This is a genomic window from Chitinophaga silvatica (genome assembly GCF_003419895.1).
GTDB classification, from domain to species: Bacteria; Bacteroidota; Bacteroidia; order Chitinophagales; family Chitinophagaceae; genus Chitinophaga; species Chitinophaga silvatica.
Genome location: NZ_QPMM01000001.1, coordinates 663,866 through 677,338 on the forward strand (window position 1 = coordinate 663,866; position 13,473 = coordinate 677,338).

A 13,473-nucleotide genomic window follows, 5' to 3' on the forward strand; every position below is an offset into this window, starting at 1 on the left:
ATAATGCTTTGGTTGTATAGTAGTGCTCTAATTCCTCAAAATCTTCTCCCTCATTACATTCAATTATCCTTACGATTTCCATCATTTGTTTTTTATGGGTTCATGATTTTCCGGGTCAGGTTCTCTTAAAACTTCAGACAGAGAAATTAATTTGTCTTTAAGTAGCAGATCAATCATTGACAGAATCGTCTTGTCAAGATCTATAGGAATTTCTTTTTTGTACTTACTGGCTACATAATCTACGTACGCACTAATCGTTAATCTTCCATTGGCATCCAGAAAAACCATTTGTGGCCAGGGATCAAGTGTAAATACTCTGGCCCCCTGGTTGTCATAAACTGTGATCATTTCTTTTGAAATCCAGTGCCATCGGGAGGTGCGGTAAAAATATAAATTTTTGAGAGGGGAATTTTTTAATACCTCATAGTTTGGACCAGGGGTTCTTTTAAAGAAACTAAATTTCATGTAAATAAATGACTGTAAAGGGTTTCTATGATCTGTTTTAGCCTTAGAGCTAATAATATTATTAGTTCTAAGGTAATACTATCTTTTATCATTTGCCTATTATCCCGGGAAGTTTGGAAAAAAGGCTCATAAATAACAAAGCCATCTGACTATAACAGATGGCTTGTACTTGTATTTCTCTGATACTTGTTTTACGCTTTTTTCTTCTTTACAACAAAACTATCGGCCGGATACTTTTCCTTCAACGTAGAACGTATTCCTTCACACCAGTCGTTAAATATCTTCTTCTCATCTGTTGTTAGTTTAGCATTGGTATGAATAAAGGTGTATGATGACAAGGGCATTTCTCCATCATTCACTAATTCGATACTTTCTCCCAGTTTTTTATATTGACGGGAAATTGGATTATTTATGAATTCGTCGAAATTCAGATGACGTTTCCCATCTTTCACATGCTTATCGAGCCACCACGCAACTGGTTGAATTTCGGCATACCAGGGATACACTGTATTATTACTATGGCAATCGTTACAAGCCCGTTTTAATATATCTTTTACTTCGGCAGAAGTGTTGTAGGCTGTTGTAATATTATTGGGCTGAGCCGCTGTGGAAATATTCCTGGCCGGACGATAGAACTGTATTAATACAGCTAACACTAATAAAGCCAGTAGGATTTTGTTTCTTCTTTTCATAACAAATTTACAATCTTATGGTGCTGTTAGTTGATTAACATCTTAAAAGATGATATAAGACTTATCGTGCTAAAATAGGATTTTATTCTGGAGAGATTCTGTAGACGAATACTACATCTGGGTTTAATATAAAAAATAAATAGGCAATAATCGATTTAAAAACCTACCTTTATTCGAATTACATCAAGGCTCCTGCCTCTGCTTCTTCTGATTTAGTCTGGATAACCTCTTTGCTTCCTCAGTCTTCGCTTTTCCAGTTGCTATTTTTTCATATTCAAAAATTTTCTTTTATGAATATTTCTGTTGGCAATTTGAGTGGCCGGATAATTGAATCGGAGTTGTCGGAATTGTTTACTCCATTTGGAATTGTGTATAGAGCTGAAGTGATTTATGATAATTATATGGGTCGTTCTACAGGTTTTGCTTTTAATGCTTATGCAGAAGTAGCCCTTTAAAAGTTTGATGATACCGTAGTGGATGAATAATAAATCGGCTCGTTCAGGAGTCAATTGTCCTTATTTTTCAAGACCCGGATACTAAAAATTATTTACAACATTTTATTGATAGTTCGACTTCTTCATAAAACAGATTTTTTATAAACATTATACGCAATTGTGCGACTTAACTAAAATTAGAAATTATGGGTGAATCCTTTGGCAAAAAAGAAAACAGAAATAAAAAAGCTAAATCTAAAGAAGATAAAGCTCAAAGAACAAAGGACCGGAAATTGAATAACAATAAAGGGAAGAGTCTTGAAGACATGCTGGCATATGTTGATGAAAATGGAAACCTCAGCTCCGTGCCTCCTGCAGAAACAGCAAAGGTTGAGATAGATTCAAAGGATATCCGTATTGGTGCAACACCAAGGCCGGAAGAAGATCCTACAAAAACAGGCATGATTACATTCTTTAACCAGTCTAAAGGATTTGGGTTTATTTCTGATGACAAGTCCAGGGAAAACATATTCTTTCACATTAATGATTTGCTGGAACCAGTGAAGGAAAGAGATAGGGTATCTTTTATCCAGGATAGAAATGCTAAAGGCTACTTTGCAACTTCAGTAAAGAAGGTAAGTACCCAAACTAAGAATTAAGATAAGATAATATTCTATTGATAAAAAGCCAGTTTACATTAAATCTGTAATGTTAACTGGCTTTTTGATTTATATTTTATCTGATAGCTGTACGATGGTTAGGAACTAAAACTACATTTATTACTTTTATAAAAGATAGAAATCTTATAATGTAATAGGTAGGGTCGATCTCAAACCAGCGCTGGCCAAAATTTACGGAAGAGGGATGTTTGTGATGATTGTTGTGATAAGATTCTCCCAGCATTAATATATCAAAAAACAACAGGTTCATTGCCGTGTTTTTTAATTTAAAATTGATATAACCATACTTATGGGCAAACCAATTTACTATTGCCCCATGGAAGGCCCCCATAGATACTACTATTGGTAATAACAAATACTGATAGGGAGAGGTAGCAAATGCAATAAAGAAAGAAGTGTACCCCGCAACCCAAAGCAATCTCGAAAAAGCACTGTTGGCGAACTTGTCGAAATTCTTCCAAAGAGGTAGATTTTTGGTATACTTTACATCCACATTCTCTTCATGGTGGAGTATCTGCTGATAGGCACTTCGGGTATCCCACATCATTGAGAAGATGTTAGACGAATTAGAAGGAGAATGAGGATCGTGTTCCGTATCGGTATGCGCATGGTGTAACCTGTGCATGATTGCATAAGCTCTTGGACTCATATATGAGGAGCCTTGTGTGATATAGGTAAAAATGAAAAAGAACTTTTCCCATCCTTTACTCATAGTAAAAGCTCCGTGTGCAGCATACCTATGCTGAAAAAATGTTTGTGAAAACAATGATAGATACCATAAAGCGGCAAAAAAGATAAAGATGGCCATACTTGAAATTTTGTGAAAGCGGGTAATAAATCTCAAATATGTCAGGTGAATAATTGGAAATATAGTGCGCAATCCGGTGATATGAATATCTTAAAATTAGGGCTTGCTTTGTTAAAAAAAAGGTAAGGAAATGTTATTTAAAACAAATAAAAAATCTCCATTCAGGTGGCAAAAACCAAACAAAAGATCTTTTTAAATTGAACCATTGCTATCGTATTTATGTATATATAATTAGTTTGAAATATTTATTGGCGCAAAGGATATATCAATCTCAATTTGGGGTGCTTGTCAGATGCTTTGCTTCTTTTAATTACTTTAAGTTACTTTTTATGTATATATGAGTTTACGGTTAAATATTTATTTGTTTTTAACTTCTTTTTTAATACCAAATGCAGCTGGTAGAATAGGAGGAATACTAATTATTTTCACCTGTACTACAGCCATAGCACAACATCAGGATACTTTAACGATCAGGGAAGCATATACTCTGGCTAGAAATAATTATCCACTGGCAAAGCAATACGGGCTTATTGAACGTACAAAAGCCTATACAGTTTCCAATGCATCCAAGGGAAAGATACCTGCATTTTCGATGAGTGGACAAGCCACTTACCAGTCGGCGGTTACTAATTTTAATATTAATATTCCAGGGATTACATTACCAACTTTTAGTAAAGATCAATATAAAATATATGGGCAGGTTACCCAGGTAATATATGACGGCGGAGTTATTAATAACCAGCGTAAAATGGCCGCTGTAGATGAATTGATCCAGAAACAAAATCTGGAAGTAAACCTTTATGCACTTTATGATCGGATTAACCAGCTCTTTTTCGGGGTACTTTTATCGGATGAACAATTAAAACAAAACTTCCTGCTCCGTAAAGATATTCTTAATGGTATGGAGAATGTAAAGGCTTTACTGGCCAATGGAGAAGCTTACCAAAGCAGCTTGGATGAATTAAAGGCGCAATTGCTACAGGCCGACCAGTCGCGGATTGATCTAAAGGCCAACAGGCAGGCATTCCTGGATATGTTGGGAGTGTTTATCGACAAAACTGTTGATACTACCACTGTTCTTATCTCACCTCCGGTACCCGAATTAGCTGATAATTTTACCCGTCCTGAATTGTTGTTTTATGATTTCCAGAAAAAATCATATGATATCCAGGACAGAATGTTGTCGGCCAATCTGCGTCCAAAATTTAATTTCTTTTTCCAGGGAGGATATGCCAGGCCAGGTCTCAATTTCCTGAGTAACAACTTCACCTGGTATTATCTGACGGGTATACAGCTTACCTGGAACCTAAATAGCTTGTATTCGCTTAAAGGGGAGAGAAGTTTATTAGATATAGACAGGAAAATGCTGGATATACAGAAAGAAACATTTCTGTTTAATTCCCGGCTCAATAAAGATCAGGGGCGGATAACAATTGGGAAATATATAGACCAGCTACAGCGCGATGATGAAATTGTTGCCTTAAGAGAGAATGTTAAGATCACCGCCGCTGCCCAGTTGGAAAACGGAGTGCTGACCGCTCATGACTATATAACCCAGGTGATTGCAGAAAATCAGGCGAGGCAGGATAGGGTTCTTCACGAAATAGAATTGTTGCAGTCGCAATACAACTATCAGAATGTAATGGGCAATATAAATATTCAATAATGCTAAACTTCCGGGGAATGAAGACTTCCTATCTATTATCGGCCATTATTATGCCTGTAATATTTATGCAATGTAACTTCAATAATCATATTTCTGATGCTTCAGGAACTTTTGAAGTAGATGAAGTAATTGTATCTTCTGAAATTGCCGGTAAGATCATATCACTACCTATAGAAGAAGGTACCATGCTGCAAAAAGGTAGTCTTGCTGCCGTTATAGATTCTATTCCGCTTGGACTGCAGAAAGCACAAATTGAGGCAACAATTGCTACGCTGCATCAGAAGACGCTCGATGTACGCCCGCAGGTAAAGCAATTACAGGATCAAATAAGTGTGCAACGGGTGCAACTGGAAAATGCTATTTATGAAAGAGATCGTACAGAACGTTTGGTTAAAGCCCATGCTGCTACTACCAAACAACTAGACGATCAGAATAACCAGATAGAGGTTCTTAAAAAGCAGATCATTGCTACCGCTGCCCAGATAGGTGTTCAGAAAACTTCAGTAAATACGCAAAATAGCACTGTTTTGAGCGAATATAAGCCTTTAAGAAAATCAATAGCGCAGGTGAATGATCAGATCCGGCGTACTAATGTCCTCAATCCCATCAATGGCACTGTTCTCACAAAATACGCCATGCAAGGGGAAGTAACGGAAGCTGGCAAGGCATTGTATAAAATTGGGGATCTGTCGGTAATTACATTGAGGGCTTATATTACTGGCGTACAGTTGGCCCAGGTGAAACTAAATCAAACTGTAAAAGTTCTGGTTGATAGTACCGCTAAAACCTACAGAACCTATCCGGGAATCATTACCTGGATTTCCGATAAAGCAGAATTTACTCCTAAAACAATTCAGACAAAGGAAGAACGTGCAAATCTCGTATATGCAATAAAGATTCACGTAAAAAATGATGGATACCTGAAGATTGGGATGTACGGAGAAGTCGTCTTTAAATGAATGCATCATGGCAGTTACTGTACAAGACCTGGTTAAAAATTATACTGTTAAAAAGAAAACTATCGAAGCCTTGAAAGGGATCTCGTTTTCTGTTGAAAAAGGAGAAATCTTTGGAATAATTGGTCCGGATGGTGCCGGAAAAACGTCTCTTTTCCGGATTCTTACAACGCTGTTAGAGCCGGATGGTGGATCTGCCACGGTAGATGGCTGTAGTGTGAAAGATGAATATCTGCAAATCCGGCAAAGGGTAGGTTATATGCCCGGCAAATTTTCATTATACCAGGATTTAACCGTGCAGGAAAATCTTGAGTTTTTTGCTGCCATATTTAATGTCAGTATAGCTGATAATTATGAATACATCAAAGAGATATATGAGCAAATAGCCCCATTTAAAGATCGTAAGGCAGGTCAGTTATCCGGAGGAATGAAGCAGAAACTGGCACTTTGTTGTGCATTAATCCATAAACCAACGGTATTGTTCCTGGACGAACCCACTACCGGGGTAGATGCTGTTTCAAGAAAGGAGTTTTGGGAAATGCTGCATCGTCTTAAAACCCAGGGTATTACTATTCTTGTTTCAACTCCTTATATGGATGAAGCCGGATTATGTGATCGGGTAGGACTAATCCAGAAAGGAGCTTTTCTTTCCATTGAAACACCTCAGTCTATTATCCGGGATTTCAAGAAAACACTATGGTCTGTCAGGGCAGATGATATGTACCGCTTAATGGAAACAATTTTAAAAAGTCCGCTGATTAATAGTTGTTACCCGTTCGGGCAATATCATCATGTCACCTTTAAGGACGATACTAAAAAGCAAAGTGATCTTGAGGCGATTGTTGCACCTGGCAATTTTAAGGATGTGGAAATAGCGGCTATTCAGCCTAATATAGAAGATTGTTTTATGGCGTTAATGACAGAATGAGATGCAAACAGATAAAGTAATCAGTGTATCAAATCTTACCAAAAAATTCGGGGATTTTACCGCGGTTGATAATATTTCTTTCGACTGTGTCAAAGGTGAAATATTCGGATTTCTTGGGGCAAATGGTGCAGGTAAAACTACCGCAATGAGGATGCTGTGCGGATTATCATTACCTACTTCTGGAGAGGCTTCCGTGGCAGGATTTGATGTGTATAAAGAGAGTGAATTAATAAAGAAGAAGATAGGTTATATGAGCCAAAAGTTTTCTTTGTACGAAGATCTGACTGTCTGGGAAAACATAAGGTTTTATGCAGGAATATACGGACTATCGGATAGCAACATCAGAGAGAAATCCAGGCAACTGTTGACAGAACTTCATCTCGAGGGGCAGGAAAATGCCTTGGTGCGGTCACTTCCTCTTGGCTGGAAGCAGAAATTAGCTTTTTCTGTTGCTATTGTTCATAATCCTGCTATTGTTTTTCTGGATGAACCCACCGGAGGAGTAGACCCTATTACACGCAGAGAGTTCTGGGGGCTGATCTATGAAGCGTCGGCCAGAGATATTACAGTTTTTGTTACGACTCATTATATGGATGAGGCCGAATATTGTAACCGGGTTTCCATTATGGTAGACGGCAAAATTGAAGCATTAGATACACCGGCAAACCTGAAACAACATTACAATGCAGATTCTATGGACGAGGTTTTTCTACATCTGGCAAGAACAGCCACCCGCTCGCAAGATTAAGTATATAATCTTCAATACATGAAACAATTCTTGATTTTTGTAAAGAAAGAATGTCTTCATATCTGGAGAGACAGGCGTACATTGGTAATCCTGATAGGGATGCCGATTGTGCAGATTATCCTTTATGGATTTGCGCTTACAAATGAGGTCAAAAATTCAAGAATTGCCGTCTTTGATCAATCTAAGGATGATGCAACAAGGCTAATTACCGACAGAATTGCAGCCAGCCGTTATTTCAATCTGGAAAAAAACCTCAATTCCTATAAGCAGATCGGAGAATCGTTCCGCGAGGGGATAGTTAGAATGGTAGTCGTTTTTCCTATTAACTTCCAGGATGATCTGTTGCATACCAACCATGCACAAATTCAACTGATAGCTGATGCTTCAGATCCCAATACCGCCAATACACTGGCAAATTATGCATCTGCAATTGTTAATGATTACCAAAATGCACTCAATAATGATCAAAAGCTACCTTATAATATAGATGTTCAACTCCGAATGTTATATAACCCTGAACTGAAAGGTGCTTATAATTTTGTTCCTGGTGTGATGGCCCTTGTACTTATGCTGATATGTGCAATGATGACGTCTATTTCCATCGTAAAGGAAAAAGAAATGGGAACAATGGAAGTAATTCTGGTATCACCTCTCAAACCATTCAGAATAGTTTTGGCAAAGACTGTTCCCTATTTGTTAGTATCATTACTTAATATCATCAGCATTTTGCTTTTAAGTGTTTATGCGCTGGATGTTCCGATAAAAGGGAGTATTTTCTTACTCATGGCAGAAAGTACCCTCTTTACTATTACTTCTCTTTCACTAGGTATTCTCATTTCTAATTTTTCAAGAACTCAACAGTCGGCCATGTTCACTTCCATGATGAGCCTTTTTCTACCTACACTATTGTTCAGCGGATTTTTATTTCCAATAGAAAATATGCCCAAAGCATTACAGATAATTTCCAACATTGTACCGGCCAAATGGTACTACATAATAGTTAAGGCAGTTATGATTAAAGGATTGGGAATAACTGCCATTTGGAAAGAAACTTTGATCCTTATGGGAATGACCTTGTTGTTGCTTGGTATTAGTATTCGTAATTTCAAAATCAGACTGGCATGAGAATGCTGAAATTTTTATTGCAGAAAGAGCTACAGCAGATATTACGTGATCCTTCCATTATCAGGATCCTCTTCATAATGCCAATGATACAACTGTTGATCCTGCCTTTAGCCGCTGATTATGAGATAAAAAATATTAACCTCGGTGTCATAGATCACGACCATTCTCAGTATTCCCGGAATTTGATTAATAAGATAATTTCTTCCGGGTATTTCAGACTAAAGGATTATAGTGCCACTTTCCCTCAGGCAATAAAATCAATTGAATTAGATAAGGCAGATCTTATATTGGAAATCCCCGGCCATTTCGACAGAGATTTGATCCAGGAGAATAATAACACGCTTTTTGTTGCCGTTAATGCTATCAATGGAATAAAAGCAGGGTTAGGGAGTGCCTATATACAGGCTATAATTAATGATTATAACCAGGATATCAGAACGCAGTGGATACAATTTCCCCGATTTAATCCTCAGCCGATGATTGAAGTAGTAACCAATAACTGGTATAATCCTAATATGAACTATCGTGTATTCATGGTTCCTGGTATCCTGGTTATGCTTGTTACCATGATAGGATCTTCCTTTGCGGCAAACAATATTGTTCGTGAAAAAGAAATGGGTACAATAGAACAGATCAATGTTAGCCCGATTAAAAAATATCAGTTTATTCTAGGTAAACTCATTCCCTTCCTGGTGCTGGCAATGACGGTACTTACTGTTGGTTTAATTATAGCAAGGGTAGTATATGGCATTGTTCCACTAGGAAGCTACAGCACTATTTATTTTTTTGCCACCATCTATCTTATTGCCATATTGGGGTTCGGACTTTTACTTTCTACATATGCACAAACGCAGCAGCAGTCAATGCTGGTTTCCTTTTTTATCACAATGATATTTAACCTTCTAAGTGGATTATATACTCCGATTGAGAGTATGCCCGAATGGGCACAGATTATTACACGCTTTAACCCTGTTTCCTATTTTATAGAGGTAATGCGGATGGTTATGCTGAAAGGCAGTGGCATAGCAGATATCAGACCTCATATAATTGCCATGCTTGGATTTGCAGTATTTTTTAATAGCTGGGCAATTCTTAATTATCGTAAAAGATCTGTTTAGAATCTGAAAATTCCAAAATTTCAATATGGTATTAAGGCGGAAAACGATTACCAGGATAGTTTGGATACTTTCACTTGTTAGTTTATTCACTGATATAGCCAGTGAAATGCTTTACCCTGTGATGCCAATTTTCCTGGAGAGTATTGGATTTTCTGTATTGTTAATAGGTATACTGGAAGGAATAGCTGAAGCTACGGCTGGTCTTAGCAAAGGTTATTTTGGAAAGATGTCTGATAACCTGGAGAAGCGACTACCATTTGTTCGTTGGGGTTACTCTCTGAGTGCTGTTTCAAAACCGATGTTGGCCCTATGGGCATTTCCTTTATGGATCTTTCTTGCCAGAACCTTAGACCGTTTGGGTAAAGGACTTCGTACCGGAGCGAGAGATGCCATGCTTTCAGAGCAGGCTAGTCCTCAGACAAAAGGTACTGTTTTTGGTTTTCACCGTTCAATGGATACAGTAGGGGCAGTAATTGGCCCCTTGGTGGCAATTGCCTTTCTATACTTTAATCCCCAGACCTACAGACCGTTATTCCTACTGGCATTTGTTCCCGGAATTATAGCTGTAAGTTTTACTTTATTGCTAAAAGAGCCGGAACGAGTAAAGCAACATTTACCGGTAAAAACATCATTATTTGATTTTATCAGGTATTGGAAAACAAGCCCGATAAACTATAGGAGGCTAACAAAAGGAATATTGTTATTTACCTTATTTAATAGTTCTGATGTTTTTCTAATCCTCCGGTTAAAGGAAATAGGGATAAGTGATACTGTTACAATTGGGGTATATGTTTTTTACAATATTGTTTTTGCTTTATTTTCTTATCCATTGGGAATTATTGCAGATAAAATTGGATTGAAGAAAATCTTTCTCTCGGGGTTATTGCTATTTGTTGTTGTGTATGCCGGAATGGCTGTGAATAAAGGATTTTATGGTGTGTTGTTTCTGTTTTTTTTATATGGAATATATGCAGCAGCTACAGATGGAGTATCAAAGGCCTGGGTGAGTAATCTGGTAAAGAAAAGTGATACGGCTACTGCAATAGGAACACTAACAGGTTTTCAAAGTATCTGTACTATGATTGCAAGTAGCTTTGCCGGGTTGCTTTGGTATACTGTTGGGTCATTGGCGACATTTATGCTTACTTCATTTATGACCCTTGTAGCGATTATTTATATTTTATTTTTGAAGTTGAAGGATTGATGGAGCATATTTTATGTAGATAGAGTTTCTACTTTTTTACTAATTTGCCCGACCTAAATAATCAAACTATGCAACTTCGGATACTCTTTGTATTGATACTTCATCTTTATGTTTCAACAATTTCGGCTCAAGGACGACTTACTCGAAAAGATGCTACAGCTTATGCTGCAAAGGCTTATCTGGAAATGAAAAATAAGGAACGTAACGACGCTGAGAAAGAATGGAGTAATGCTCAGATAGAACTTGATTCTTTCACAATGCGGTTTAAATATCGCATTTATGGCAATGCCCCGGCAGATGGCCGTTCTCTTTATATATCAATGCATGGGGGAGGAGGGGTTCCTGCTAAAGTGAATGATGAACAATGGAATAATCAAATTGGCTTGTATAAACCAGAAGAGGGTGTTTATGTTGCCCCACGCGCTACCACCAATACCTGGATGCTTTGGCATGAAGCAAATATAGATGATATGTTCGACCGCCTCATTCTGGATGCAGTTATTACCCAGGGAGTAAATCCTGATAAAGTTTATCTGCTTGGCTATTCTGCTGGTGGTGATGGTGCATTTCAATTGGCACCCCGAATGGCAGATAGATTTGCTGCTGCCTCTATGATGGCCGGCCACCCGGGAGATGCCAGACCCTATAATCTGCGTAATTTGCCGTTTTCTATGTTTATCGGAGAATTCGATGCTGCATACAATAGAAATAAACTGGTGCCTGAGTATAGCGCATTACTCGACAGTATCCGTAATACCGATACTGCCGGATATATTCATCAACTTCATGTTTATCCAACCGGCCACTGGATGGATCGTAAAGATACTATTGCTGTTCCGTGGATGGCTCAGTATAAAAGGAATCCGGCTCCAGACAAAGTATATTGGCGCCAGGATGATCGTACACATAACTTCTTTTATTGGTTAGAAATACCAGCTGGCAGTGCGGAGGGAGGAAAAGAAGCAATAGCTTCAATCAAGAATAATACTATTACCCTGCTAAAAAATGACTACGATACTCTTTATATTAATCTAAACGATACCTTACTGGATCTCGATAAGAAAGTGGTAGTTAAATACCAAAACAAAGTGATTTTTAACGATTATGTACGAAGAGATAAAACGCTGATAGATCAAAGTATCACTAACCGCAAAGATGCCGGGTATATTTTTGCTGCAAGACTATGCGTAAGTGGAACATCAGTGACTAGATGGAAATAATTATTGACATCCCGGCTCTTTTTCCCATTTGAGGAAACTGGCATGAGCACTATCTACATAAAAATACTCCTGTTCGGGATAAGTAGCTGAGTATTTGGGCATCCAGGTACTTATATATTTATCCCGGTTTTTCCAGCTAAAAGTATAAGTAGTTGCTCCGGTACTTTTAATTATAACGGTATTACTATCTACAGGTACAACTTCTTTGATCCTGGTAGTCAAAAATTCAATCCCGGTTTGTTCGTATAATTCGTTGTCACTTACCCGAATAAGTTGCATGTCCTGGCCGCAGGGGCGGAATACTACAAAGTTGTTACTGTCCTTCTGCACTACCTTAAACCAGGTGCCCTGGTAGCTTTTGCCCACTTTTGACGGAGGATTGTCGGCAGGCGCAGTGAGTGCAGTATCAGAAGAAGCGGTATTGGTGGAAGTTGAGCCAGGTTTGCAAGAGGCGTAGAGGAATATGGTTAATGCGATTGCAGAAATTTGGTACATAGATGCTGTTTCGTTGGTGAAAATTTTTATTAGGTTCTGGTTATGATTACCATTAATTGGCTTCTTAATTATAAATATATTCAAAAATAGCAACTGTGAAAAGTTGCTAAATATAGTCCTGACTCTTAAATCATACATGATAATTTGGTGGATGTGGTAGTGATTTTATTCCCCAAGATTTTGTATACATTTATTACAATTATGAATATAATACAGGAAATTAATTACTATGCTGTTAAAAATGATTTGTCTGTCCTGAAGTGCAAAGACATGAAAGAATGTGTTAGTCAGGATGGTTTTATCTATGGTATAAAGGAAACAAAAGGCATCTCCCGTCATCTTATAGAAAATGTATATTTCCACGATGATGCTTTGGAAGTACAGTTATTCAATAAAAACGGTGATCAATTTACATTATCTGAAAATGGTTGGTTGGCCACTGCTATCGGAATTAAGGAGTCACGTAAAGGATTTGGAAATGGAATCATACCAACAATGGATATTGCTGATCCACTTGGTAATACTCAGACAATCACTGCTGAAGTTAAATACTATGGTGGTGTTATTCAATTACACAGGCTATTAAAGTATTTATCAAACTGCCCGAATTGGGATATAGCAAGTGAGCGTAGGAATAAAATGGAGTTAAAGAAAATATTTTTAAGGCTAAAGAATGAAAAAGATATAAATATTACTCTATTTATTAATCCTGATGAAGATTTTTTGATAAGACTTTATTTTGAGAACAACATTTTTAAAATGCATTATTGTATCATAGAAGGAGATCTCTATTTAGGAGTAAAATATAAAGATGAACATGATTTTGAAAGCAATGACTTTTATGAATTCATGCATAAAGTTTATGAACTGTTCCCGAATATAGAAATTCAATTGCGAAAAGATTAGTTTTAGAATAGGAATTAACAGATGGCTC

Annotated in this window: 15 protein-coding genes; 11 read left to right on the forward strand and 4 right to left on the reverse strand. The window is 37.4% G+C overall.

All coding sequences use genetic code 11. The annotated features are described in order from the left end of the window. Nucleotides 1-81: 81 nt before the first annotated feature. Together DVR12_RS02570 and DVR12_RS02575 are read right to left on the reverse strand one after the other, a co-directional pair. A complete protein-coding gene (locus DVR12_RS02570; protein ID WP_147323396.1) occupies nucleotides 82-348 on the reverse strand; it encodes a hypothetical protein in 267 nt (88 codons plus the stop codon). A gap of 308 nt (nucleotides 349-656) precedes the next feature. Continuing rightward, a complete protein-coding gene (locus tag DVR12_RS02575; RefSeq protein ID WP_116973884.1) occupies nucleotides 657-1,157 on the reverse strand; it encodes a heme-binding domain-containing protein in 501 nt (166 codons plus the stop codon). Nucleotides 1,158-1,447: 290 nt separating this feature from the next. On the opposite strand from DVR12_RS02575, the gene DVR12_RS02580 reads away from it, so the two are divergent. Together DVR12_RS02580 and DVR12_RS02585 are read left to right on the forward strand one after the other, a co-directional pair. Continuing rightward, nucleotides 1,448-1,612, forward strand: coding sequence for an RNA recognition motif domain-containing protein (locus DVR12_RS02580; RefSeq protein ID WP_116973885.1), 165 nt, complete (start codon nucleotides 1,448-1,450; stop codon nucleotides 1,610-1,612). A gap of 185 nt (nucleotides 1,613-1,797) precedes the next feature. Next, nucleotides 1,798-2,250, forward strand: a complete 453-nt coding sequence (locus DVR12_RS02585) for a cold shock domain-containing protein (protein ID WP_116973886.1) — start codon at nucleotides 1,798-1,800, stop codon at nucleotides 2,248-2,250. Between the two features lie 76 nt (nucleotides 2,251-2,326). Here the strand turns inward: DVR12_RS02585 and DVR12_RS02590 are convergent, their stop codons facing one another. Next, entirely contained in the window at nucleotides 2,327-3,079 is a 753-nt protein-coding gene (locus tag DVR12_RS02590) for an acyl-CoA desaturase (RefSeq protein ID WP_116973887.1), read from the reverse strand. A gap of 337 nt (nucleotides 3,080-3,416) precedes the next feature. On the opposite strand from DVR12_RS02590, the gene DVR12_RS02595 reads away from it, so the two are divergent. From DVR12_RS02595 to DVR12_RS02630, 8 genes are all read left to right on the forward strand, one after another. Beyond that, nucleotides 3,417-4,745, forward strand: coding sequence for a TolC family protein (locus DVR12_RS02595; RefSeq protein WP_116973888.1), 1,329 nt, complete (start codon nucleotides 3,417-3,419; stop codon nucleotides 4,743-4,745). Between the two features lie 17 nt (nucleotides 4,746-4,762). Next, nucleotides 4,763-5,704, forward strand: a complete 942-nt coding sequence (locus DVR12_RS02600) for an HlyD family secretion protein (protein WP_116974237.1) — start codon at nucleotides 4,763-4,765, stop codon at nucleotides 5,702-5,704. Between the two features lie 7 nt (nucleotides 5,705-5,711). Then, on the forward strand, nucleotides 5,712-6,629 hold the full coding sequence (locus DVR12_RS02605) for an ABC transporter ATP-binding protein (RefSeq protein ID WP_317126734.1): 918 nt from the start codon (nucleotides 5,712-5,714) through the stop codon (nucleotides 6,627-6,629). Nucleotide 6,630: 1 nt separating this feature from the next. Next, a complete protein-coding gene (locus tag DVR12_RS02610) occupies nucleotides 6,631-7,377 on the forward strand; it encodes an ABC transporter ATP-binding protein (protein WP_116973889.1) in 747 nt (248 codons plus the stop codon). An 18-nt stretch (nucleotides 7,378-7,395) separates the two neighbouring features. Further along, on the forward strand, nucleotides 7,396-8,502 hold the full coding sequence (locus DVR12_RS02615; protein WP_116973890.1) for an ABC transporter permease: 1,107 nt from the start codon (nucleotides 7,396-7,398) through the stop codon (nucleotides 8,500-8,502). Then, nucleotides 8,499-9,620 carry an ABC transporter permease gene (locus DVR12_RS02620; RefSeq protein WP_116973891.1) on the forward strand — a complete coding sequence of 374 codons (1,122 nt, stop codon included), beginning with the start codon at nucleotides 8,499-8,501 and terminating at the stop codon, nucleotides 9,618-9,620. The genes DVR12_RS02615 and DVR12_RS02620 overlap by 4 nt, the downstream gene beginning before the upstream one ends. A 25-nt stretch (nucleotides 9,621-9,645) precedes the next feature. Further along, the gene (locus tag DVR12_RS02625) at nucleotides 9,646-10,824 is read left to right on the forward strand and encodes an MFS transporter (RefSeq protein WP_116973892.1); all 1,179 of its coding nucleotides are present in this window, start codon (nucleotides 9,646-9,648) and stop codon (nucleotides 10,822-10,824) included. Between the two features lie 68 nt (nucleotides 10,825-10,892). Further along, a complete protein-coding gene (locus DVR12_RS02630) occupies nucleotides 10,893-12,044 on the forward strand; it encodes an alpha/beta hydrolase (RefSeq protein ID WP_116973893.1) in 1,152 nt (383 codons plus the stop codon). Here the strand turns inward: DVR12_RS02630 and DVR12_RS02635 are convergent, their stop codons facing one another. After that, nucleotides 12,045-12,539, reverse strand: coding sequence for a hypothetical protein (locus tag DVR12_RS02635; RefSeq protein ID WP_147323397.1), 495 nt, complete (start codon nucleotides 12,537-12,539; stop codon nucleotides 12,045-12,047). It abuts the gene before it with no gap. A 270-nt stretch (nucleotides 12,540-12,809) separates the two neighbouring features. Here DVR12_RS02635 and DVR12_RS02640 point away from each other — a divergent pair, with 270 nt between their 5' ends. Further along, the gene (locus tag DVR12_RS02640; protein ID WP_147323398.1) at nucleotides 12,810-13,445 is read left to right on the forward strand and encodes a hypothetical protein; all 636 of its coding nucleotides are present in this window, start codon (nucleotides 12,810-12,812) and stop codon (nucleotides 13,443-13,445) included. The last annotated feature ends 28 nt before the right edge of the window (nucleotides 13,446-13,473 follow it).

Coding starts and splice junctions, on each gene's coding strand:
- DVR12_RS02615 (WP_116973890.1), top strand. CDS start 7,396: ATGAAACAATTCTTGATTTTTGTAAAGAAAGAATGTCTTCATATCTGG.
- DVR12_RS02625 (WP_116973892.1), top strand. CDS start 9,646: ATGGTATTAAGGCGGAAAACGATTACCAGGATAGTTTGGATACTTTCA.
- DVR12_RS02585 (WP_116973886.1), top strand. CDS start 1,798: ATGGGTGAATCCTTTGGCAAAAAAGAAAACAGAAATAAAAAAGCTAAA.
- DVR12_RS02635 (WP_147323397.1), bottom strand. CDS start 12,539: ATGTACCAAATTTCTGCAATCGCATTAACCATATTCCTCTACGCCTCT.
- DVR12_RS02575 (WP_116973884.1), bottom strand. CDS start 1,157: ATGAAAAGAAGAAACAAAATCCTACTGGCTTTATTAGTGTTAGCTGTA.
- DVR12_RS02590 (WP_116973887.1), bottom strand. CDS start 3,079: ATGGCCATCTTTATCTTTTTTGCCGCTTTATGGTATCTATCATTGTTT.
- DVR12_RS02630 (WP_116973893.1), top strand. CDS start 10,893: ATGCAACTTCGGATACTCTTTGTATTGATACTTCATCTTTATGTTTCA.
- DVR12_RS02640 (WP_147323398.1), top strand. CDS start 12,810: ATGAAAGAATGTGTTAGTCAGGATGGTTTTATCTATGGTATAAAGGAA.
- DVR12_RS02580 (WP_116973885.1), top strand. CDS start 1,448: ATGAATATTTCTGTTGGCAATTTGAGTGGCCGGATAATTGAATCGGAG.
- DVR12_RS02570 (WP_147323396.1), bottom strand. CDS start 348: ATGATCACAGTTTATGACAACCAGGGGGCCAGAGTATTTACACTTGAT.
- DVR12_RS02605 (WP_317126734.1), top strand. CDS start 5,712: ATGGCAGTTACTGTACAAGACCTGGTTAAAAATTATACTGTTAAAAAG.
- DVR12_RS02595 (WP_116973888.1), top strand. CDS start 3,417: ATGAGTTTACGGTTAAATATTTATTTGTTTTTAACTTCTTTTTTAATA.
- DVR12_RS02600 (WP_116974237.1), top strand. CDS start 4,763: ATGAAGACTTCCTATCTATTATCGGCCATTATTATGCCTGTAATATTT.
- DVR12_RS02610 (WP_116973889.1), top strand. CDS start 6,631: ATGCAAACAGATAAAGTAATCAGTGTATCAAATCTTACCAAAAAATTC.
- DVR12_RS02620 (WP_116973891.1), top strand. CDS start 8,499: ATGAGAATGCTGAAATTTTTATTGCAGAAAGAGCTACAGCAGATATTA.